The sequence below is a fragment of the Magnetococcales bacterium genome (assembly GCA_015228935.1).
GTDB lineage: Bacteria > Pseudomonadota > Magnetococcia > Magnetococcales > DC0425bin3 > HA3dbin3.
The window spans coordinates 1-21,506 of the sequence record JADGCO010000008.1 but is presented as its reverse complement, the minus strand read 5'-3'; the positions used below and the strand labels follow the sequence as shown (position 1 = coordinate 21,506).

The 21,506-nt window shown below is 54.8% G+C and carries 22 protein-coding genes; 12 read left to right on the top strand and 10 right to left on the bottom strand.

Annotated elements, in window-relative coordinates:
- Positions 1-37: 37 nt before the first annotated feature.
- Both HQL65_03900 and HQL65_03895 read left to right on the top strand, forming a co-directional pair.
- Entirely contained in the window at positions 38-220 is a 183-nt protein-coding gene (locus HQL65_03900; protein ID MBF0135358.1) for a hypothetical protein, read from the top strand.
- A 41-nt stretch (positions 221-261) separates the two neighbouring features.
- Positions 262-564, top strand: a complete 303-nt coding sequence (locus tag HQL65_03895) for a hypothetical protein (GenBank protein MBF0135357.1) — start codon at positions 262-264, stop codon at positions 562-564.
- 270 nt (positions 565-834) lie between these two features.
- Here HQL65_03895 and HQL65_03890 read toward each other — a convergent pair whose 3' ends face one another.
- The 4 genes from HQL65_03890 to gmd form a co-directional block, all read right to left on the bottom strand.
- Positions 835-1,815, bottom strand: a complete 981-nt coding sequence (locus HQL65_03890) for an Rpn family recombination-promoting nuclease/putative transposase (GenBank protein MBF0135356.1) — start codon at positions 1,813-1,815, stop codon at positions 835-837.
- Between the two features lie 168 nt (positions 1,816-1,983).
- Positions 1,984-3,816 carry a translational GTPase TypA gene (gene typA, locus HQL65_03885; GenBank protein ID MBF0135355.1) on the bottom strand — a complete coding sequence of 611 codons (1,833 nt, stop codon included), beginning with the start codon at positions 3,814-3,816 and terminating at the stop codon, positions 1,984-1,986.
- A gap of 18 nt (positions 3,817-3,834) precedes the next feature.
- Entirely contained in the window at positions 3,835-5,595 is a 1,761-nt protein-coding gene (msbA, locus tag HQL65_03880; GenBank protein MBF0135354.1) for a lipid A export permease/ATP-binding protein MsbA, read from the bottom strand.
- Between the two features lie 163 nt (positions 5,596-5,758).
- Complete coding sequence (gene gmd / locus HQL65_03875; GenBank protein ID MBF0135353.1) at positions 5,759-6,793, bottom strand: GDP-mannose 4,6-dehydratase; 1,035 nt, start codon at positions 6,791-6,793, stop codon at positions 5,759-5,761.
- Between the two features lie 218 nt (positions 6,794-7,011).
- Here gmd and HQL65_03870 point away from each other — a divergent pair, with 218 nt between their 5' ends.
- Together HQL65_03870 and HQL65_03865 are read left to right on the top strand one after the other, a co-directional pair.
- Positions 7,012-7,443: a hypothetical protein gene (locus tag HQL65_03870; GenBank protein ID MBF0135352.1), complete on the top strand. Its 432-nt coding sequence runs from the start codon at positions 7,012-7,014 to the stop codon at positions 7,441-7,443.
- A 52-nt stretch (positions 7,444-7,495) separates the two neighbouring features.
- The gene (locus HQL65_03865) at positions 7,496-7,819 is read left to right on the top strand and encodes a nucleotidyltransferase domain-containing protein (protein ID MBF0135351.1); all 324 of its coding nucleotides are present in this window, start codon (positions 7,496-7,498) and stop codon (positions 7,817-7,819) included.
- A gap of 156 nt (positions 7,820-7,975) precedes the next feature.
- On the opposite strand, the gene HQL65_03860 is transcribed toward HQL65_03865, so the two are convergent.
- The 5 genes from HQL65_03860 to HQL65_03840 form a co-directional block, all read right to left on the bottom strand.
- Positions 7,976-9,754 carry an ABC transporter ATP-binding protein gene (locus tag HQL65_03860; GenBank protein ID MBF0135350.1) on the bottom strand — a complete coding sequence of 593 codons (1,779 nt, stop codon included), beginning with the start codon at positions 9,752-9,754 and terminating at the stop codon, positions 7,976-7,978.
- Between the two features lie 238 nt (positions 9,755-9,992).
- Complete coding sequence (locus HQL65_03855; protein ID MBF0135349.1) at positions 9,993-10,658, bottom strand: response regulator transcription factor; 666 nt, start codon at positions 10,656-10,658, stop codon at positions 9,993-9,995.
- Positions 10,659-10,661: 3 nt separating this feature from the next.
- The gene (locus HQL65_03850) at positions 10,662-10,925 is read right to left on the bottom strand and encodes a PepSY domain-containing protein (protein ID MBF0135348.1); all 264 of its coding nucleotides are present in this window, start codon (positions 10,923-10,925) and stop codon (positions 10,662-10,664) included.
- 106 nt (positions 10,926-11,031) lie between these two features.
- Positions 11,032-11,784 carry a diheme cytochrome c gene (locus HQL65_03845; GenBank protein MBF0135347.1) on the bottom strand — a complete coding sequence of 251 codons (753 nt, stop codon included), beginning with the start codon at positions 11,782-11,784 and terminating at the stop codon, positions 11,032-11,034.
- Between the two features lie 78 nt (positions 11,785-11,862).
- Positions 11,863-12,927, bottom strand: coding sequence for a DUF1924 domain-containing protein (locus HQL65_03840; protein ID MBF0135346.1), 1,065 nt, complete (start codon positions 12,925-12,927; stop codon positions 11,863-11,865).
- Positions 12,928-13,078: 151 nt separating this feature from the next.
- Between HQL65_03840 and HQL65_03835 the strand changes: the two genes are divergently transcribed.
- From HQL65_03835 to HQL65_03800, 8 genes are all read left to right on the top strand, one after another.
- Complete coding sequence (locus HQL65_03835; protein ID MBF0135345.1) at positions 13,079-14,911, top strand: PilZ domain-containing protein; 1,833 nt, start codon at positions 13,079-13,081, stop codon at positions 14,909-14,911.
- Between the two features lie 109 nt (positions 14,912-15,020).
- Positions 15,021-15,464, top strand: coding sequence for a hypothetical protein (locus HQL65_03830; GenBank protein ID MBF0135344.1), 444 nt, complete (start codon positions 15,021-15,023; stop codon positions 15,462-15,464).
- Positions 15,465-15,704: 240 nt separating this feature from the next.
- Complete coding sequence (locus tag HQL65_03825; GenBank protein MBF0135343.1) at positions 15,705-16,124, top strand: hypothetical protein; 420 nt, start codon at positions 15,705-15,707, stop codon at positions 16,122-16,124.
- A 142-nt stretch (positions 16,125-16,266) separates the two neighbouring features.
- Positions 16,267-16,602: a type II toxin-antitoxin system MqsA family antitoxin gene (locus tag HQL65_03820; protein ID MBF0135342.1), complete on the top strand. Its 336-nt coding sequence runs from the start codon at positions 16,267-16,269 to the stop codon at positions 16,600-16,602.
- Between the two features lie 223 nt (positions 16,603-16,825).
- Positions 16,826-17,104, top strand: a complete 279-nt coding sequence (locus HQL65_03815) for a type II toxin-antitoxin system ParD family antitoxin (GenBank protein MBF0135341.1) — start codon at positions 16,826-16,828, stop codon at positions 17,102-17,104.
- Positions 17,105-17,112: 8 nt separating this feature from the next.
- On the top strand, positions 17,113-17,418 hold the full coding sequence (locus tag HQL65_03810) for a type II toxin-antitoxin system RelE/ParE family toxin (GenBank protein MBF0135340.1): 306 nt from the start codon (positions 17,113-17,115) through the stop codon (positions 17,416-17,418).
- A gap of 107 nt (positions 17,419-17,525) precedes the next feature.
- Positions 17,526-18,989 carry a radical SAM protein gene (locus tag HQL65_03805; GenBank protein MBF0135339.1) on the top strand — a complete coding sequence of 488 codons (1,464 nt, stop codon included), beginning with the start codon at positions 17,526-17,528 and terminating at the stop codon, positions 18,987-18,989.
- A gap of 24 nt (positions 18,990-19,013) precedes the next feature.
- Positions 19,014-20,039 (top strand): flippase-like domain-containing protein, encoded by a 1,026-nt coding sequence (locus HQL65_03800; GenBank protein MBF0135338.1) that lies wholly within the window; start codon positions 19,014-19,016, stop codon positions 20,037-20,039.
- Between the two features lie 151 nt (positions 20,040-20,190).
- Here HQL65_03800 and HQL65_03795 read toward each other — a convergent pair whose 3' ends face one another.
- Positions 20,191-21,195 (bottom strand): SPOR domain-containing protein, encoded by a 1,005-nt coding sequence (locus HQL65_03795; protein ID MBF0135337.1) that lies wholly within the window; start codon positions 21,193-21,195, stop codon positions 20,191-20,193.
- Positions 21,196-21,506: the final 311 nt, after the last annotated feature.

Sequence of the window (21,506 nt, the reverse complement as noted above, 5' to 3'; positions counted from 1 at the left end):
AGTGTTCTACAAAATTGATTTTCAGGATGTGGTCAGCATGGACAGTTCTGCCCTCGGTATGCTGTTGCTGATGCGCAAGCATTCCACTTTTTCAGCCATATTTTTGCTCTGCGGCGAGGTCAGCCGGGAATGGATTTTCGGAAGCCGACATGGTATTGATGGTACGGATCGGGATTCTTGCGAGGAACGCCAGGGACCGACATCGTGGACTCATGGGTAGACAGGTCGCATAAAAAAATTTGACATTGATTGGGGGTGAACATGGCCACAGACCGTCGCATTGTGGTTCAACAGGTGCAAACCGATTCCTGTCCGTTTCGTTTCCGGGTTGCTGTGGAAGAGGAGTCCGTGCGCACCGAACACACCGTGACCGTTGACCAGATGACCTTTGACAAAATCTCCCGGATTGTCGGCACAGAGTGTCAACCAGTCAAAATCATCGAAGCGTCGTTCCGGTTTCTCCTGGAGCGGGAACCCAAGGAGGCCATCCTGAATCGTTTCGATTTGACCCTCATCTCCCATAATTTTCCGGAATACTACGAACAGATCAAACAATATCTATAATGGAATGCCCGATCTTTTTTCCGGACACCTGAAATATTTTCTGTCCAGCCCTTGATCAATGTTTCGGCCATTCTGATAACGGGGTCCAGGGGGCTGGCGACCGGACAGGTCCAGGACAGAGTCCTGGCGGGGTAGGGGGCGGAGCCGAATGGATGATCGTGGCCAAAGATGCGATGGCAGACGGAATCATCGTCGTCGATCATATTTGGCATCTCGTACCTTGTTGCCGGAAACATGCAAGAGAACAATTCGGATCGGTCGGCGATCAGATCATGCAAAATGGTGACCGCTACCGAAAATATCATCAATCGATTTGGCTTCGATAATGATATCGCTCCACTGCTCCAAAGATGCAAGGTCAGCGGATTTCATCACGTCAAGAATATTTTGTGGTAGTGGACCAAAACGTCTCTGAAGTTGTCGGGCAAGGATGGCCGCCGCTTCTTCTTGACGAACTTCTTGACGAACTCGGTGTTCAATATCCTTTTCCCATTTATCGATATAATTTGTCAGCATGATGACAACCTCCTCAAGTTCCACAGGAACAGGTGGGCCAGGATCTTTTTGCTTGACCCGTTCCAGGGCCACAACCAACAGTTCCCGGAACAAATACTTCAGGGGTGGACCATCTGGGTGTTTGTCAAACCAGACAACCAGGTCGCGACTGGCATCCAGGACCGATGCAGGGCTGACCGGATGCTGTATTCGGAAAAAAACGGCGGTCAGGGACCAACGGCCCTTCAAATCCTGATCCGGAAATTTCCCTTCGTCAATCACATGGTACCGCATCTCGGGCTGATATTGCCACAACGGTGAGCCTGCCGGTAGTCGGATCAGATCCCGCAAACTCGTGGCCGCATTCCAGCGCGGTTTCTCGCCATTGTAAAGAACGATGGGAAGTACCGGCGGCAGACCATCCGCAGGCTTCAATTTGCGCTCATCGACCAACTGCTGGTAGAGCAATCCGACATAGACATCGAGACGCAACACCATCCACTCGTCAATATCGGACTGAAATTCTAAAATCAGGATCAAGAACACACTGCTGCCAGCGCAGGTGGGAATTTCCCATACCACGTCTCCCCGCCGCCGTTGACCACTCCGGGACGTAAACTTGGTGTTCATCCGCCGCATGTGCGACAGGTCAAGCTCCGTCAGGAGGTCAGGCTCCAGAAAATTCCGCAGCAGGTCGGACACCATTTCCGGATGGGAAAAAAGGCGATGGTAGATGGAATCATCGTCGTCGATCATGCTTGGCATCGTACCTCATTGCCGGGAACACGCAAAGGGCAATCCCATCAATACGAAACCGGGTGCAAAGTGGCATTTTTCTGAGCCGTACCCCGGATCTGGTAGAATCCGCCCGTTGCATCCAACAAACGGGCTGGATTGTTCTTTCCTTGGCACGCTCCATTTGAATCAGGCAGCAGGGGCACGGGAACGACTGGTTTTTTTGCGGTCGGTTTCCTTGAGCTGTTTTTTGCGAAGCCGGATATTGCGTGGCGTCACTTCGACCAGTTCATCGTCATCGATGAATTCCAGGGCCTCTTCCAGGCTGAGGCGCAAGGGCGGGGTCAGGATGACGTTTTCGTCGCTGCCGGAGGCCCGCATGTTGGTCAACTGCTTGCCCTTCATGGGATTGACCACGAGATCGCCCCGGCGGATGTGAATGCCGATGACCATCCCTTCGTAGACAATCTCACCTGGCGAGATGAAATGGCGTCCCCGCTCCTGGAGATTGAACAGGGCGTAGGCGACGGCCTTGCCATCTTCCTTGGCCACGAGGACCCCATTGTTGCGCTGGCCGATGGTGGCCTGGATGAGGGGTCCGTAATGGTCGAAGACATGATACATGAGGCCACTGCCGGAGGTCAGCGTCCGGAATTCGGTCAAAAATCCGATCAGGCCGCGGGCCGGAATCATGTAATCCAGGCGCACCCGGCCCCGTCCATCCGGGACCATGTCGGCAAGATCACCCCGGCGATTGCCCAGGGCTTCCATGATGGCTCCCTGATGCTGATCTTCCACATCCACGGTCAATTGTTCATAGGGTTCGGTGGGTTTGCCATCCACAGTGCGGATGATCACCTCGGGGCGGGAAACCCCCAGCTCGTATCCTTCCCGGCGCATGTTTTCGATCAGGATGCCCAGATGCAACTCTCCACGACCAAATACCTTGAACTTGTCGGCATCCGAGGTCTCTTCAACCCTGAGGGCGACGTTGTGTTCCAGTTCCCGGAAAAGACGGTCGCGGAGTTGCCGGCTCGTGACAAATTTGCCTTCGCGTCCGGCCAGGGGGGAGTCATTGACCTGGAAGGTCATGCTGATGGTGGGTTCATCGACGACCAGGGGCGGCAGGGGTTCCACGCAATCCGGATGGCAGAGGGTATCGGAGATGCCCAGACCGCCAATGCCTGAAAAGCCGATGATGTCACCCGCCGAGGCCTCCGGGACTTCGGTACGTCCCAGTCCCATGTAGGAAAAAATCTGCAATATTCTGCCCTGACGCCGGGTATTGGCCGGGGTGGCAACGACCACCGGATTGTTGGTCCGGATCCGGCCCCTCTGAATGCGACCAATGCCGACCACACCGACATAGTTGTCGTAATCCATGGCCGAAACCTGCATCTGGAAGCTCCCTTCCGGATCCACCTTGGGGGGAGAGACACGGTCAATGACGGTCTGGAACAGAGGGCCTAAATCCTGGCGTGGGTCATCCAGATGGAGGATGGCCCATCCCTGGAGCGCCGAGGCATAGACGATGGGAAAATCCAACTGGTGTTCGGTGGCTCCCAGACGGTCGAACAGGTCGAAGGTGCGATCCACCACCCAGTCTGGACGGGCACCGTCGCGATCCACCTTGTTGATCACCACGATGGGCGTGATACCCATGTCAAAGGCCTTGCGGGTGACGAAGCGGGTCTGCGGCATGGGACCATCAACGGCATCCACCAGCAACAACACCGAATCCACCATGGAGAGAACCCGCTCCACCTCGCCGCCAAAATCGGCATGTCCCGGGGTATCGACAATGTTGATCCGGTATTCGCCCCAGCGAATGGCCGTGTTTTTGGAGAGGATGGTAATCCCGCGTTCCCGTTCCAGATCGTTGGAGTCCATGACCCGTTCCCGGGCGGGACCGCGTGATTCCAGGGTTCCTGATTGTTGCAGGAGTTTGTCCACCAGGGTGGTTTTGCCATGATCGACGTGGGCGATGATGGCGATATTGCGCAGATGGTCTACGGAATCCATCGGGTGTCATCTCATTTGTCAAGGGGTGTCATATTCAAACTGCAACCGGTGGAAACGGGCATATTCGCCGTTTCTGGTCAGCAGTTCCTCGTGTGTGCCCATTTCGATGATGCGTCCCGCCTCCAGCACCACGATCCGGTCACAATTGCGGATGGTGGAGAGACGGTGCGCAATCACCAGGGTGGTGCGACCCTGCATGAGAAGGTCCAAGGCCTCCTGGACGGCACGTTCGCTTTCCGTGTCCAGGGCACTCGTGGCTTCGTCCAGGATCAGGATCGGGGCATTCTTGAGCAGGGAACGGGCAATGGAGACCCGTTGCCGCTGCCCGCCCGACAGCATGATGCCGCGATCCCCGATGCGGGAGTTGAATCCCTCGGGAAATCCTTGAATGAATTCGAGGGCATTGGCCGCCGCCGCCGCCGCATGAACCTCGGCATCGGCGCGGTTTTTGTCGCCATAGGCAATGTTGCGGTGGATGGTGTCGTTGAACAGAATGATCTCCTGGGTCACCATGGAAATCTGTGCCCGCAGAGAGTTCAGGGTAACCCCTCGAATATCGTGCCCATCAATGCGGATGCTCCCCGAGGTGACATCAAAAAAACGGGGAACAAGATTGACCAGGGTACTTTTGCCACTGCCACTGGCTCCCACCAGGGCCACCCTTTCGCCGGCCCGGATTTCCAGATTGATCTCTTTCAGAACCGGATCCAGCTCCGGAGCATAGGCAAACGTCACATTGTCAAAATGGAGTGCATGCCGGATCGGCGGGAGGGGCACCGACTGGGGCGCATTGACGATGCGGGGTTTGATATCCAGAAAGGCAAAAATGCGCTGGACAGCCGCAAAACTCTCCTGCAAGGAGTTGTTGATGTTCGACAGTCGCTTGATGGGGGTATAGGCCATCAGCAGGGCAGTGATGAACGAAAAAAAGTTGCCCGTTGTCGTGGTATGGTCGATGACGGACTGTCCGCCGTAAAAGACGACGCCCCCGATGGCAAAGCCGGCCACCAGATCCATGGAGGGATTGGAGACGGACTGGATCACGGCAGAGCGCATTTGATTTTTCAACACCGCCTTGGTTTCCTTGCGAAAGGCGGCCCGTTCAAAAGGCTCCATGCAAAACGCCTTGACGATACGCAGACCGGAGATGGTCTCTTCCAGATGGGCCACCACCCCTTCCATCAGTTCCAGGCGCGAATGGCTCAGGCGGCGCATGCGCCGGCCAAACTGCACGATCAGATAGCCGGCCAGGGGCATGCCGATCATGGCCATCATGGCAAGTTTGGCATCGCGGTAAAACAGGACACCCACCAGAAAAAAGACCGACAACCCCTCGCCCAGCAGATTGGCAATGGTGGACGATGCCGCTCCTTTCAGCAGGTTGGTGTCATTGATCACCCGTGAAATAAGGCTCCCGGTGCTTTGTGACAACAGGTAGCTCATGTCCATGGTGAGCAGGTGCCGGTACAGATCCACCTGGAGCTGCCGGACGACACGATTTCCCACGAGTTCCATGCAGTAGCGTTGAATGAAATAGGCAAAACCCCGGATGGCAAAGATTCCCAGCAGCAAAAACGGCAGGGTGTAGAGGGTGGTCGCATCCTGATTGATGAATACGTGGTCCAGGATGGGCTGCACGGAAAAGGCGATGGCCCCATCGGTGGCCGCCAGAAGGACCATGGCAAAAAAGGCCGGTATCAAATACCAGCGGAAGGGCCAAACCAGTTTCCAGAAGCGCCGGAGCAGATCCAGACGGGTCTGATCCAAAGTCCATTGCATGTGTCTGTCAGCGGCTTGGATCCGGTAGGGATCAAGCCAAAGTCCATGTCAAGTGTTGATCAGCAACCACAGGGAAAACCCCTTCCCGGAGCGTGTTGATGACAAAATTGGGCCGGGATTGCCGGTAAGACTGGAAAAAGAGAGTCGCGGCGTCACACGATTTTCAAAACATGATGCGACTCTGGGCAGCCCGGTCGATGTCAGCCCGGACCATCATTTCCACCAGTTGGGTCAGGTTTACCTGGGGGTGCCAACCCATTTGGGTCCTGGCCCGTTCTGGATTGCCGCAGAGCTGATCGACTTCCGCCGGGCGATAAAATTCCGGGTTGACGCGCACGAGTACGCGGCCACTTTTTCTGTCCCGGCCCAGGGTATTGACTTCGGAGCCTTCCCAGACCAGATCGAATCCTGCGGCCCGACTGGCAATCTCCACAAATTCCCGCACCGAATTGTTTTTACCCATGGCGAGGACATAATCCTGGGGTTGGGGCTGTTGCAGCATGCGCCACATCCCTTCCACATAATCCCCCGCGAATCCCCAGTCACGCAGGGCATCAAGGTTGCCCAGTTCCAGGTGATCCTGCTGGCCATGGCGGATGCGGGCCAAGCCGGCGGTGATTTTACGGGTGACAAACTCCATGCCGCGCAGCGGTGATTCATGATTGAACAGGATTCCCGCCGAGGCGTGCAGATTGTAGGACTCCCGATAATTGACCACCATCCAGTGGGCAAACAGCTTGGCCACGGCATAGGGACTGCGCGGGTAGAAGGGTGTTGTTTCGGATTGTGGAATTTCCACCACCTTGCCGTACAATTCCGAGGTCGAGGCTTGATAGAAGCGGATTTTCGGATTGACTTCGCGGATGATTTCCAGAAAGTGCAGCACGGCCATGCCGCTGACCATGGAGGTGTAGAGCGGCTGTTCGAACGAGACGTGGACAAAGCTCTGGGCGGCGAGATTGTAGATTTCGTCCGGTTTGACTTTTTCGATCACGCGCAGAATATTCGTAAATTCCGTCAATTCCAGCGGAACATAGTGGACCTGGTCCTTGATGCCCAGCTCTTCCAGTCGCCACAGGTTGAGCGACGAGCTGCGCCGACAGGCACCAAAAACGCTATAATTTTTTTCCAGGAGGAGTTTTGCCAGGTAGGCTCCGTCCTGTCCGGTAATGCCGGTGATCAATGCGACCTTGCTCACAATCCATTCTCCTCAGGCGACGGGCGTCGATCCCGGGGTATCGCCGCCTTCTCCAGTGCGACGCATAACGTAAGCCAAAATCCTTGGCCACACAATGTTTCGTGGTTGGAGTTTTGCGGAAATGGTGCGAAAATGGCCTGCCATGGGGTCTGGAAGGGAGAGAGTTCCTTTCGACCGGAGTGGGGAGGCTTTCTTTCGATGAGCGGGAACAAAATGTCATGAACAGGACCCGATTGTATGGGTTGACCGGTTGCATGTTATTGGCCACGGCAGCCTGGGCGGACTCCTCCGACCAGATCCGGACCGGCGAGGTGCTGCCCGCAACACCTGGTTCCGTTCCGATGCCGGTCTTTCGCCTAATGCCTGAAGAGAGTGTTTCCCAAGATACTCTCAGTCAATCGCTTCCCAGGCCAGCGCAATTGAATTTTTCCACAACACCGGCTGCGGAACAGGCCGATTCGGGTCGTGAAGGCAATGTTGTCAAAGGGATTGCCTGCGCCACCATCCAGAATGTCCTGACACTTCGCTACCTGGAACAGAGAGGTCCAGGGTATCTCTATCCCGAATATCAACCCGGTGGCATGAATACGCCTGTGCCGGGGAGTGGTTGTGTCAACCCGGGCAGCCAGGGACAGGGATCGCGACCCTGACCGAGTGCTGACAAACGGATATTTTCTGTTTCATGTATCAAAGGGTGGAAACATGGTCAGCGAACAAAGCCTGGCCGAGGCTGTACAGCGGCTGGTTGAGGTTGCCAAACCGGTCAAGGTGATCCTGTTCGGTTCTTATGCGACTGGCAAGGCCACGGAAGATTCCGACCTGGATTTCATGGTCATCGGACCATCCATGGAGAATACACTGCACAGTCGTGTGCTTTTTCGGGATGCGGTTGGTGATGTGGGCGTTGGTGTGGATATTATCGTCTGTACCGAGGAAGATGCCCGGCGGCGCAGCCAGGTACCGGGAACCATTGTCTATTGGGCCTTCAAGGAAGGTCGCGTGATGTATGAATCCTCCCAGCGTTGACGAGGCACTGCGATCGCTCAGACAAAATCACCACTCTGCCCAGTCGGGATGAATTGACCAGACTGGTATTTGCGGTGCGGGATTGGGCTGAGAAACTGGTCGTTGGCTGATCCGGTCATTGATGACCCCGATTTTTACGGTGATCCGAGGGTAGGATCACTGCGGATTCTGGTACAGACGGGCATATTCGCCCCGGCTGGCAAGGAGCTGGTCGTGTTGGCCCGCTTCCACAATCCGCCCCTCTTTCAGGACAATGATGGCGTCCGCCTCCCGGATGGTGGCCAGACGATGGGCAATCACCACCACGGTATAGTGGCGGGTCAGATTGCGAATGGCCTCCCAGACAGCGGTTTCGGAGACACCATCCAGGGCGCTGGTGGCTTCATCCATGATGAGCAGGCGGGGTTGCCGCACGATGGCACGCGCAATGGCCAGACGCTGTCTCTGGCCTCCCGACAATTTGACACCCCGATCTCCCACCACGGTGGCATATCCCTGGGGAAATCCCATGATGAAATCGTGGGCATGGGCCTGCCGGGCGGCACTCTCCAACTGGGCATCGGAACAGGAATAACCGAATTGAATGTTGTCGCGGATCGTGCCGTGAAACAGGAAAGTGTCCTGACTGACCAGACCGACATGCTGCAACCAGGCACCTGGCTCGATCCGGGCAAGGGGCACATCATCCACGAGAATTTCCCCGGCAGTGGGATGCAGCAAACCGAGTATCAGATTGGCCAGCGTACTCTTGCCACACCCCGATTCACCCACCAGGGCTGTCATGCGCAAAGGTTCGACGACCATGTTCACGTCGGTGACTGCCGGTTTTTTGCGGGAACGATACCGGTAGGAAACGTTGTGCAGGCGAATTTGTCCCGGTGTGGGTACCGGGGCATTTCCCTGGCTTGTGTGACGGGATGGTTCGTTGAGAACCTGGTAGACGCTCTCGGCAAACGGCAACCGCCCATGAATCGTCAACCAGTCAACGGCAATGATCTGCAGGGCCGGAAGAACCCGTACCGTGGCCAGAAAAAAAATACCGAAAACAGGCAGCAGATCCGTCATTTTATGGGGAAACCACCCATGCATGACCAGAAACACCCCGCACCCCATGGCCAGGACACCAAACTTGGCGGCAAAGGCACCCATCTCCTGATAAAACAGGCTTGTGTTGTTTGATCTTTCAAAAATTTCCATCTGGTTTGCCAGACGGTTTCCCCAGTGTGCTTCCGCCTGGAATATTTTGACCTGCTGAAATCCGGTCAGGGCTTCGTTGACCACAATGTTGGCATCTTCCTCGGCCTTGACGATCTCCCGGGCGTGGCGGAGCGTGACTTTCTGGGAAATGACCTGGATGCCCCATTGAAACAGCGCACCGATGATGGCCATGCTGATGGTGACTGGGATGGAGATGGTCATGAGAACAATGAAAATAGCCGCCAGCTTCAATATATTACCAGCCAGGACCGGGGCACGGAAAAAGAGGGTGGACATCATGGACGGAGCGGTCATGATATTGTGCAACATTTTTCCCTGTTTTTGTTCGACCATGAACTCAAAGTCGGATCGGATGAATTTTTCAAAAACAATTTTGCTGTAATGTGTCCGGATTTTTTGTGCCAGGGTGTACGAATAATACTCCCGGAGATAATGAAACAGTCCGGCCAGGCTCATGACAAAAAAGAAAAAAAGGATGGTGAATCCGAGGGGATCATGCGGGTGGAAATGGGTGACCCAATCGGCGACCAGTTTCAAAAACCGGCCTCCGGTACCCATGGAATCCGCCCCCAAGAGCATCGACAACAAGGGAAAGGCCACGGCCAGGGAGATGATTTCCAGGAACGTGAAGGTGACGACAATGGCCAAAAGGGTCAAAAGTTCCCTGAAAAAAGGCCGAAAAAAATAGATGAGCGTGGCATGGATTTTCAGATTCATGGATTCCTTCTTGGAAACTGTTCAGTCCCCCCCATTAAAAAACGTTTGAAAAACTGGGATGGAGGTCCAGGAGGAAGGGCTGTGCCCTTCCTCCTGGCGGGGTTTGGGGCGGAGCCCCAACAAAGTCTTTCATGACAAATCCTTTTTTTGCAAGGGATCTGAATAGATACCCTTCTTGGAAAGCAGCCGCAGAAAAACTGAAATGAAGGTTCGGAGTTCAGGGAAAAATGTATCCGGCTCAGGGGTTTTTTCGAAAGAGATATCCCTGGCCCCGGCGGGTTTCAATGCGTTCCGGACCAATGAGACGCCGCAGCCGTTTGATATAGACTTCCAGCACGTTGCTGTCCTTGTCGGCATCATATTCATAGATGTGTTCCGTCAGCCGGGTTTTGGACAGGAGCTTGTCGGCGTGCAGCATGAAATATCGCAACAGGCGGAATTCGGTTCCGGTCAGGGAGCGGGTTTCGCCCGAGGGAAGGTGGACTGTCTGGGTCTCTTCGTCAAGGGTCATGTTGCCGGCGGACAAGGTTCCCTGGAGAGTGGCGTGACTGCGACGCAACAGGGCGTTGATGCGTGCCACGAGTTCCTGGATATGAAACGGTTTGCCCAGATAATCATCCGCGCCGGCCTTGAAGCCGTCCACCCGTTCGTGCCAGGCGTCCCAGGCAGTCAGGATCAACACCGGCATGGAGTTGCCGTTCTTGCGCCAGTTTTTCAAGACTTCCAGACCATGCCGACCTGGCAGTCCCAGATCCAGGACCACCAGGTCATAGGGTTCGGAGTCACCCAGAAATTCCGCTTCCACACCATCGCCAGCCAGATCCACGGCAAATCCGGCCCGCTGCAAATCCGCCCGGATGCTGGCTGCCAACTCGGCATCGTCTTCCACGAGCAGGAGACGCACGCTTCAATTCTCCCTTTTCTGTTTGAGCAGGGCACCGTTGGTGGCGTCCAACTCCGTTTCCCAAACAATTCCCTGTCGATTGACCCATTCCACCTCGTAGATGAATCTCCCGTGGTGCCGCTCCAATTCCACCTCCAGGATGCGACCTTGTTGAATGTTCTGGTGCAGCGCAAGAATTTTTTCCAGGGGCAGGATGGTCCCTGCCTGGACGAGGCGTCTGGCCGTTTCATGATCCTCGTCGGCGGCAACAATGCCGGCAAACACCATGCAGCAGAGCGTCAGAGCGACCCACCCCATGCCCCTGGGGAGCGATGACCGGTACTTAAGCTTGCCAATGGCCATGGTCCGGAATGCTGACGGCGTGTTCATTTACTTAATCTTGCCAACGGCCATGGCCCGGAATGCGGACGGCATGTTCATTGTAGGAACCTTTGGTCGCGTCGGGGTGGCAGGTTTCGCACCGGATCAGGGATTTGACTTCCGGATTGTCAGCCCAGAGACGCCGGGGAATTTCCTGATGCTGATTGGTAAAATATCGGGTCTCCGTGATCCGCAGGGGGGTCTCTTCCGGTCGGATCGAGCGCATGATCTTGATGGACCGACTGTAGTTGGACCGGTCGGCGGCCTTGGCTGTCAGATAGCCGGCCAGATCAGTCCGGATCGCAGCCTCCAGGCTGGCATTGTCGCCAAAATGGTTGTCCAGTCCGGCCAGCATTTTTTCCCAGGAGCGGGCCGGCAGCAATCCAGGCTGGTAGGCAAAATGGCACGATCCACACTCCTTTGTATATTGCGCATGGGTGACCGGTTCAAGTCCGCGCTGTGAACCGGACCTGTTGTTCGGTCTGTTCTGGTTCGAGCCTTGTTGGCGGTCACCTTTGGCACCCGACCGGCCCCGGTCATCCCTGGAGCCGAAATCTTTCCCATTGTCATCCTGATCCTTGCCCTCATCTTTGCCCTCATCCTTGCCACCCTCCCTGGCACTGGCCAACTGGAGGAGGGTATTCGTATTGAATGTGTCGAGATTTTCCATGCCCAGGGCCGTTTCCAACCCAAAAAACAGGGATCCCCCTACACATCCGGCCAACACGATGGTACCGATGGCAAGCCGCATTTTTTCCATGGTCATGCTCCTTATTCCTGTATTTCAACTATTTCGACTGGTTCAGAAGTATGGTTTTCGGATCGAACAAACATTCGGTTCGGTTTATAAACTCTTGAGGTAGGTCAGAAAGTCACCCTTTTCCTGGGGGGTGCAGGCCCGTCCCAGAGTCCATTCGCAGTTGCGGCCAAACCATTTTTCCACCTTGGCGGCATCGGTCAGTCGTTCGGGATTGGCGGCAGGGGCCAGCGGCTCGATGGGTTTGCCGGTTTTCGGATGTTGACCGCGCTGTTTTGGATTGCGGGTATGGCAGGTGGCGCAGGTGCGATCCGCTCCCCCTTCCGGATCCTTGACAGGCCGGTTCAAGAGTTCTTCGCCCTTTTGGGCCGAGAAAGCCTGACCACCTTGGGTGCGATAGGTTGCCAGGATGTCATCCAGGGTTGCGGCATGAACCGTCCGGGTCGGGAAACCGATCATCAGGCCAAGAATCAATATCATGGCTGGTACTGGCACGGCCCTTTTGCGACCGGTGAACATGCTTTTGAGCAGGTTTTCCCGATGCTGCACCATGGCCACCACCACGCCGGTTACATGCAAGGCCACCAGAATCAGCAGCAGATTGGCAAAGAGTTCATGCAGAGTTTCCAGGGTTTTGACGGTCATCGTGCCCAGTCCGGCGGCCAGCAGCCACACAGGACCCTGAAACTCCTTGGCAGCAAAGGTTGCCATGCCCAATAAAGCCGTCACAAGCAGGACCAGAAGAATGGCAACCACCATGCCGCCACCAGCCGGATTGTGTCCCACATGGTGTTCCGGCTGACCGCGCAAAATGGTGGACAGATATCCGAGAATACGGCGTGGACCATGCACAAACGTTTGAAAACGGGCATGGTATGTACCCATCACACCCCAGATGAGACGGAATATCACCAGGCCCAGAATCAGATATCCCGCCAACACATGGAGGAACATGAAATCATCCTCCGTCAAAAAGGCCAGAGTCACCATCAACACCAGACCCCAGTGAAAAATTCTGACCAGAGGATCCCACACAACGATGCCCGCCTCCTGATCCTGTTTTGCGGCGTGTTCCGTGCGCATGTTATTTTCATGGCCAAAAAATCTCTCCTGCCAGGTACCGATGGTCTCATTTGCATGGTGTGCATTCATGGATGTTCTCCCTGAGAAGCGTTGCTGTTGGGGGCACTCTAGGGGAGAAACATGAATTCAAGCTGAACAAATCAAAAAAAATGGCCGGCGAAAGATTTTTTTTTGTTCTTCCGGAAAAGGGTGCCATGTTCGGCGTTGGCCTGGAAAATGTATGAACCGGATGGATTCGCAGTTTGACTGTTCTGGAGCCTCCGTCATGATTTCCCGTGCCATGGTCACCCAACAAAGAAATTTTTTTCGCCTCTCCTCTCTGCTCTCCGTGCGTTGGCGGGAACTGGATTCCCAGGCCCAACAGGCGGCGCGCCTGTTTTTTGCCAAAACCGGTGTGTTGCCATTCCGACAGGAAATTGATCTGGAGAGGAGTCTCCCCGACCCGATTGCCTTTCCGGGACATGCCGGGCGGGAACGTGTCCGGGTGATTTATGAATCTGCGGATGACGTGCAGGGAGATGTCAGCGGGGGTGGGCTGTCGTTTTTGCTCCGTCGGACCGAATTGCAGAATGAGAGCATTCTGGCTTTGCAGTTCACGGTCATGGGGGCCAACCTGCCGGAACTGGTCTGCATGGCACGGGTGGTGCGGGTGCGGGCAGTGACCGGAGCAGACCGGCACCAACAGGGGCATTCGCATCAGGACCGTCGGCAGGTGATTTGTGAATTCATCCTGATGGCGGTCCAGGATCAGGATGATCTGGTCGCCTACATCACGCGGGCGCAACAGGCCCGGCTCCGTTCGCAAAATTCCAGACGAATCTCCTGGGGGGATCTGACCCGTTCATCCCGCCCCATCAGCCAGGACCACACCCAGGTGATCCTGGATACGGAACAGAAAGAGCATGCCTCACGCGCCGGGTCACTTTCCGGGAATAAAAGGGGTGGCACCCGGGTGGTCCGCAAAATAGCCGGTGTCGTGCAACGGATGATGCAGGCCAACAAGCTTCTTCCGGAACAAAAATCCCGGTTGCACGAGACAATTGCCAGTCAGGAAAGAGAGTATCCCGAATGGCATGGTACCGGGTGGCACGATTCTGGAAAAGCCGATGAGGATTCAATCCAATTGCCGGCAACACCAGCCTGGGGAGAAGAGGAGCCGTCCGAGGCATCGTTCACGGCGGAAGATCTCTCTGTGGAAGTGGTGTTGCCGTTTTATTGGGAGAATATTTCTCCCGGTCTTCTGGAGTGGATTCGGGAGAGTCTGGCCCAGGAGGGCAGATTTCCGGATGCCCGGCAGTTGCCTTCGCGGCTGCGGGCTCGGGAGGCCTTCATGTCCAATGTCAAGACGTTGGGTGTGACCCATGCGCGCCTGGCACAACTCATGAACGCCTTGCGTCTGTTGCTGGATGCCGTCAGTGCCCGGGGCGTCGTCCCGGATGAGGAAGATCCTTTCCTGACCGTCATACGCCGTCTGGATGTGTTGGTTGTCAGCCTGGTCGGCCAGGATGCGGAGTCCACGGTCGCTTGTGGCAAGGTATTTCAGAGCTATCTGAAAATTTTGCAACAAATATTGGCCGCAAGGCGTCAGGCCAAGGTTCGGGATGTGGAACAGCAGATGCGTTGCATCCGCAAGGAGATGACATCCTGTCTGGCCTTGCAGCGGCGCAGGGAAAAGTCAAATCTTCGTAAACAAATACAAAATCTTGGAGAAAATCTGGATACCCTGGTCAAATGGGTGATCCGGCAGGATATGATCACATTGCTGGGCTATGTCATGACGCCGGTGGTCGTCCAGATGGGACCCGGAGAAGGGCCGGTGATTCATTTCATGGTTCCGGCACCACCACCCGAGGTCGATGACGTGTTGCGTTTGCGCTTCGCCATTCCCGAGGATCCCTGGCATTGGCTGGCCTGTATTGGTGTGGTGGCCGCCGTGACCGAACATACGGATGAAGGGACCTGGTATTCAATCTGGTGCCGGATTACCGTGATCCAGAATGAGGACCAGGAGCGTTTGTGGCACCTCGTATCGGATCGCCTGCCAGGAATGTAGAGGGATATACCTGTAGAGCTTCGTACTGGATCAAACGACCTTTCTCTCAACCCGTTGCCAACAGATGCCGATAAATCTGTTGAAAGGGGCAATCAACAGGAGGCGTGCCATGTTTACGCTCATGCAAGGGGTCAACGGGTTCGGGACGGCGGGAACCGTGCAGGAACAGGCCACCCTGCAACGCGCCACCCGTGACATCAACACCAACAACGGCGAAGAATTGGAGAGTCGCCATGTAGAACAGACCGCTCCGCAAGGTACCCTGGGATCTTTTCCGGGTGATACGGTCTCTTTGCGGGAAAAGCTCCAGGGGCAGCAATCGGCAGAGGAAAAATCGAGTCGCGAAAAGTATATCGGCGCACCCAAACCCGAACCTTCGCACCTGGAAAAACTCGAAGCCGAATCCCGCAAAAAAATGGCGGAAACCCGGCAGGCAACCGAACGGTTTCTTCTCAACTCGGCAACCTATGGACGACGGGGTGACTCTTCCGAACACAATGGCCAAGCATCCACCTCAGCTTCCAATGTGGAACCGGTCAACATCGAAGTCTGATCCGCCCACCGCCGCCACCCACCTGACCCCATCCTCCCGTGAGAATGGGGTCTTTTATTTATGGGCGTAGAAATTATTTTGTTTTGGGTCATGTGCGCCATTGACTTAGTAAGCCAATGGCGTTATCCTGCATCCTGATGGTATCCGGAAAATGTACAAAAATTTGGCAGGTTGCCTGGTAACCTGAAAAATCAAGAAAAAAGCATGATGTTTTCCAATCCAACAGAATGAGGAGTCTTTATGAATACCCAGGAAATCAAGAGTGTGACGTTTGTCGAGTCAGATGGATTCGCCAAACAGGTTGATATTCTGATGAGCGGCCACGAAAAGGAAGCTCTGTATTTGCTTCTTGGCAGTGAACCAATGCGAGGGCAATCTTCTGAACACAAAGGAATACTGATAATGGAGTGGGGTAAACAACGGCCATTACTCATTGGCTATATGGTTTCAGAAACTCTTGACGAAATATTCTTGCTTTCAATTGTTTTGAAGCCTGATAATAATGTAGAATCTTGTGATAAAGCGAAAGAGGGGATTAAACAATATTTTGAAAAGATCGAAAAATTATACGGTGCTTTTAAAAAACATGCCGGCATAATTACGAAGGGAGTTATTGCTAAGGCTGTTTATGAATTTTTGAAAGATTTTATGCAAAAGTAGTTTTTTATCTATATTGAATGAAAAATGGAGAAATTTATGTGGTATAGATCACGCGACAAACCTGGAAGACAAAAACAAAGCCAAGCAGCTTGCTGTATTGTAACCATGCTGCTTTTAGAATTATTAAGTTTAGGGGGCTGCCATGTCTATGTCATCTGAAAATCCTGAAAATTTTGTTACCGAGCAAGATAAAATGATTCTCTCTGGTTTGGATGATGTTTTGTCCTATATCCAGGGGGACGAAAGCCGGGTTCGTATTACCAAGGTTCCGGTTGTCGATATCAATGTGCAGATCATCAGACAAAAATTGCACCTGACCCAACAGGAATTTGCCGAACGGTTCAAATTTTCTTTGGCAACGGTGAGAAACTGGGAACAGGGAAGACGCAAACCGGAAGGACCTGCCCGAATCCTGTTGCAGGTAATTCAGAGCCATCCAGAAATGGTCGCCAATCTTTTGCAGGAAAAGCAAGCCTGATTTTAACTCAGGCGCACGAATAATCCTTTTTTCGGGTTGATCTCGGGGGATGGTCAGGGAACAGGGTTTGGGTTAGGATGTTCGCCATCTGAACTCCGGCAGGACGGCAATCCCCATGAAAATCCTGATTCTCAACCTCCCCCGATGGAAACACCGTGATCGGATATCCTGACGAAACCGGGGAGTGATATCTTGAGGCCGAGGCCCATGCTCAGGTGCAATCGTGACAACTGTTGAAACAATCAGCATTGTTCTGAACCAGGAGATGGCATCTGTCGTGCGCCAATCCATCGCCGATGGCGAATATGCTTCCAGCGACGAAGTTGTTCTTGAAGCCTTGCAGGAGTGGATGAATAAAAGGTCTGTTCGTCAGCAGAAGTTCGAAGAAATTCGCCGACAATGGCAGGAGGGTATCGAGAGCGGCCCGGGTCAGTTTGTTGGCATGGAAGACCTTTTGCAGGAAGCACGGCGACGGTTTGCCGCTGAACGCAACCAGGAATAAGGAATATCTTGGCAAAACTGACTCGCACAAAAGCTTCGGAAAATGACCTGTTGTCGATCTGGCAATATGTTGCCGAAGATAATCCAGAAGCGGCTGATCGTCTGGTCATGACTTTCGAAAGTAAATGTATTCTATTGGCAGATAATCCACGTCTCGGTCGATCACGTTCAGACATCGCGCCTGGATTGCGTTATTTTCCAGTTGGAGACTACGTTATTTTTTATCGTGAAACACATGATGGTGTTCAGGTTGTTCGCATTTTACATGGGGCAAGAAATATGGATGTTTTGTTTGAAACAGAATACCAGCATTGAGAACGCCAATTTTTTTGGCTACAGCCATGAGAAACAGGAAACTGGTCAGGGAACCGGGTTTGGGTTAGGATGTTCGCCATCTGAACTCCGGCAGGACGGCAATCCCCATGAAAATCCTGATTCTCAATCCCCCCGATGAAAACACCGTGGTCGAATATCCCGACGAAACCGGGGAAGGGTATCTTGAAGCCGATGATTTTGGCGCATTCCCACCCCTTGGGGCGCTTTATGTTCTGACCTATCTGCAAGAACACTCCACTGGCCACGAGCTGTTTTTCAAGGATTGTATCGGGGAACGCATCACCCAGGCGACCTTGCCAGAGGTGGTGCGGGCCATTCAGCCGGATGTGGTGGGCATCACGAGCTTTACCATCTCCCTGCTCGATGTGATCCAGGCAGCGCGTACCGTGCGTTCTGTGGTCCCTAAGGCCCATATTTGCCTGGGTGGGCATCACCCCATTGCCTTTCCCTTCGAGGCGGCCCAATTGCCGGAGTTTGACTCCATCGTCGTGGGAGAGGGTGAGGTTGCCTTCACGCAGTTGGTCAAGGCTCTGGAGGAGGGAAAAGAGATCACCACCATCCAGGGGGTCTATACCCGGGAGTCCATCCAGCCCTGGCGCGAACGGGTTTTCCACGACAAACGCTTTCTGGGAAGTCTGGGCGTGATGCCGGGATATACCGAGGACCTGGATACCCTTCCTTTTCCGGATCGCCGTTTCATCCGCCACATCGATTATCACAGCATTCTCGGTGTCAGTGACCGGTTGGCCACCCTGATCAGCAGCCGGGGGTGTCCCTATCAATGCACCTTTTGTGACGTGCCCTACAAACGTTATCGCCGACGCTCGACGGCCAATGTCATTGACGAGGTGGAAGTGTGTCTGGGCATGGGCTACGAAGAGATTCACCTCTACGATGACCTGTTCAATGTATCACCCCGCAAGGTGATCGAGTTTTGCGACGAAGTGGAACGGCGGGGCCTGAAATTTCACTGGGATTTTCGGGGGCGGGTCAATACCGTCACCCGGGAATCCCTGGAACGTGCCCGGCGGGCTGGATGTCGCATGATCTCCTTCGGGGTCGAAACCTCCACGGACGCCGGTCTGGAAGCCCTGAAAAAAGGGACCAACGTTGCCCAGATCCAACAGGTTTTTCGCTGGTGCCACGAGCTGGGCATCAAGACCGTGGCCGATTTCATGATTGGCTTGCCTTTCGAGCGGACCGAGGCCGATATTCGCCACAATCTTGCCCTGGCCCACCGCCTGAACCCCGATTATTTCCAGGTTTCCGTTCTCAGCCTTTATCCCAATACCGCCCTCTTCGAGGAGGCCCGCCAGAAAGGTCTGGTGGACGGAGACCGCTGGCAACGCTGGGTTCTGGATCCCAAACCGGGCTTTCATGTCGATCATTGGGAAGAACATATCCCGGTGCAACGCCAGATCGTCCTCCAACGCCAGGCCTATCGACGGTTTTATATGCGCCCGAGCTACATTGTGCGCAGTGTGTTGGGAATTCGTTCCTGGTATGAGTTCAAGATCAAGTTCAACGGCTTTTTGAAACTTTTTCGGTAACGGAAACAGGAAAGGGAAACTCGAATGTCCTGGTTGCGCAAGGCCTTGCCGGTGGTTCTCAGCCTGTTGCTGTTCTACTGGGTGTTTCGCAATGTGGAGATTGGTTCGCTCTGGAGCGTGTTGCAATCGACCCGCTTCGAATGGGTGTTGCTGACGCCGGTTCTGGTGGGTTTGAGCCTGTTTTTCAAGGCCTGGCGCTGGCGTGCCTTGTTGACGGCGGTCCACGGCGAGGTCACCTTGTGGACCGTATTCTCCGGCATCTCCCTGGGTACCCTGGTCGATCAGGTGCTGCCCGGCAAGGTGGGCGAGCTGATCCGCTCGCATCTGGTGGGCCGCAAGATTGGCATCAGTCGGGTGACCGTTCTGGGTACCGTCGTGGTGGAACGCATCTTTGACATTCTTTCGGTGTTGACCATTTCGACGGTGGCCATTCTGGGTCTGGGTCTGCATCACCACCTGCTGGATAAATCCCTGATCCTGGGTGGTGGCATGTTGGCGGTCCTGGTGGTGGGCCTGCTGGTGTTTTTGTGGAGCCGCTCGCTCTTGCACCGCCTGTTGGGGGCACTCTTGCCGCGTTCGCTGACTGCCAAGGTGGGTGAATTGCTGGAGCGGATCAGTCAGGGATTCCAGACCCTGGGCCACTGGCGTTATTCAGGCCGTGCCCTGCTGGGAACCCTCCTCATGTGGGGGTGCCTGGTCACCGCCTTCATGCCCCTCCTGCATGCCATGGGTTTCCAGCCGGCTCCGCCCCTGCATACCGCTTTTGTGCTGATTTTTCTGACTGCGGTCGGCATTGCCATCCCCACGGCCCCCGGCGGCATGGGCATCTATGAATTTGTCGCCTATCTCTCCCTGAGCATCACCCTGCCCGCCGGTGCCCTGGAGTCACCGGAAATGGCGGCCCGGGTGGCCGTATTTGGTCTCCTCTATCACATCACCTCCCTGGTGCCCGAATTGTTGGCCGGATTCTACTGCCTCAATCGGGAATTCCCCGGCCTGAGCCTGGGCAACGCCATCTCCCGCCTGCGCCCGGAATCCGGCCACGACTGAAAGCACGGGATTTCCTGAGTGAACATGCTCTGGGATTTTGTATCAGCAGGGTCCGGCACACGGAAAAGTGTATTTTGATCCATCATGCCGTGGTGCCCGATCTTGTTGGCATGTTCGGTACGGCCATTGCAGTTGGAGTGGAGCTCGGGATCTATTCGGTCAGATAGTAACGGGTATAGAGATCCTCGGCTGGCAGGCCGGTTTTTTTCCGGATCAGCGCGGCTGCCTTCCGGGCGTCCTGCCGGGTTGAAAAGGGGCCTACCTGGAGGTGGGTCAATGTCTGTCCAGGGATTTCTGCATTTCTGATGCGCACCGGGATACCGATGGCAACAATTTTTTTGCGGCGGGACTCCAGGGTTTCAGGATTGGCATAGGTTCCGATCAGGACCAGAAAATGTCCAGGTTGAATATCGGGCATGCCGCGTATCTTGATGTGTCTGGTTATGGTCTGTGTCGCCCCGCCAAGATTTCGATTCGCAATGGTTACCGGCGATTCTGGTTGTGTACCCGAGGCGGACAGGCCTGGGGTTGGAATGGGGTTGGAGACGGGATTTTCGGTTGCCGAGGTTGGCTCAGGCTGTGTAGCCGAGGCGGAGAGGCCTGAGGTTGGAATGGGGTTGGAGACGGGATTTTCGGTTGCCGAGGTTGGTTCGGGCTGTGTATCCGATGCGGGCAGGATTGGGGCTGGTTTGGGGTTGGTGACGGGATTTTCGGTTGCCGAGGTTGACTCAGGCTGTGTACCCGAGGCGGAGAGGCTTGGGGTTGGTTGGGGGTTGGAGACGGGATTTTCGGTTGCCGAGGTTGGTTCGGGCTGGATCCTGGGAGCCGGGAGAGAGGCTGGGACCAGGGTGGTGACATGCCCGGAGTCCCGGGTTGCTGATACCGGCCCCGGTTGGGCTTCGGCAGCGGGCGGTCTTGACGACAAAATGGCAAGGTTTGCAGACGGAACAGATTGCCCCTTTTCCTGGTCTGTTGTATTGCTGACAGGTGGAGGGAAGGTTGTCGGAAGCTTGGCCATGGATTTCAATTGCGAAACCGGATTCTCCCATCCCAGGGCAAACCACAAGGCCGACAGAAAAATTCCCACCACAATGCCACGCAGAACCAGGTGCGTGATCTGGCGCAGAGAATATTTTTGCGCGAAACGCACTGGCAATTGCGGAAAAAGCCTGTTCCCGTTGAGCCTGTTTGGGGAACTTTGCAGTTTGTTCAGTTCCTTGACCCATGTTCGTCACATGTAGTGCAAAATCTGATTTCTTTCAATAGTTTATTAAAGTTTTTTGTCTCAGTATGGCACTACATCTTGACTGAATTTGGGAGAGGAGATGTTTTCAGCGTTTTGCCAGGGTGATGAGGAAGACCGAGAGCATTGTAAATGGCCTGCTGGTGGGGTTCTGCTCGGCTGCTTTTTCTCAGATGGACAAGTTCTCCATCTTGGCGTGTCATGGTTATGGTGATGCGGACCTG

Coding starts and splice junctions, on each gene's coding strand:
- HQL65_03900 (MBF0135358.1), top strand. CDS start 38: ATGGACAGTTCTGCCCTCGGTATGCTGTTGCTGATGCGCAAGCATTCC.
- HQL65_03895 (MBF0135357.1), top strand. CDS start 262: ATGGCCACAGACCGTCGCATTGTGGTTCAACAGGTGCAAACCGATTCC.
- HQL65_03890 (MBF0135356.1), bottom strand. CDS start 1,815: ATGATCGACGACGATGATTCCATCTACCATCGCCTTTTTTCCCATCCG.
- typA (MBF0135355.1), bottom strand. CDS start 3,816: ATGGATTCCGTAGACCATCTGCGCAATATCGCCATCATCGCCCACGTC.
- msbA (MBF0135354.1), bottom strand. CDS start 5,595: ATGCAATGGACTTTGGATCAGACCCGTCTGGATCTGCTCCGGCGCTTC.
- HQL65_03870 (MBF0135352.1), top strand. CDS start 7,012: ATGAACAGGACCCGATTGTATGGGTTGACCGGTTGCATGTTATTGGCC.
- HQL65_03865 (MBF0135351.1), top strand. CDS start 7,496: ATGGTCAGCGAACAAAGCCTGGCCGAGGCTGTACAGCGGCTGGTTGAG.
- HQL65_03860 (MBF0135350.1), bottom strand. CDS start 9,754: ATGAATCTGAAAATCCATGCCACGCTCATCTATTTTTTTCGGCCTTTT.
- HQL65_03850 (MBF0135348.1), bottom strand. CDS start 10,925: ATGGTGTTTGCCGGCATTGTTGCCGCCGACGAGGATCATGAAACGGCC.
- HQL65_03845 (MBF0135347.1), bottom strand. CDS start 11,784: ATGACCATGGAAAAAATGCGGCTTGCCATCGGTACCATCGTGTTGGCC.
- HQL65_03840 (MBF0135346.1), bottom strand. CDS start 12,927: ATGAATGCACACCATGCAAATGAGACCATCGGTACCTGGCAGGAGAGA.
- HQL65_03835 (MBF0135345.1), top strand. CDS start 13,079: ATGAACCGGATGGATTCGCAGTTTGACTGTTCTGGAGCCTCCGTCATG.
- HQL65_03830 (MBF0135344.1), top strand. CDS start 15,021: ATGTTTACGCTCATGCAAGGGGTCAACGGGTTCGGGACGGCGGGAACC.
- HQL65_03825 (MBF0135343.1), top strand. CDS start 15,705: ATGAATACCCAGGAAATCAAGAGTGTGACGTTTGTCGAGTCAGATGGA.
- HQL65_03820 (MBF0135342.1), top strand. CDS start 16,267: ATGTCTATGTCATCTGAAAATCCTGAAAATTTTGTTACCGAGCAAGAT.
- HQL65_03805 (MBF0135339.1), top strand. CDS start 17,526: ATGAAAATCCTGATTCTCAATCCCCCCGATGAAAACACCGTGGTCGAA.
- HQL65_03800 (MBF0135338.1), top strand. CDS start 19,014: ATGTCCTGGTTGCGCAAGGCCTTGCCGGTGGTTCTCAGCCTGTTGCTG.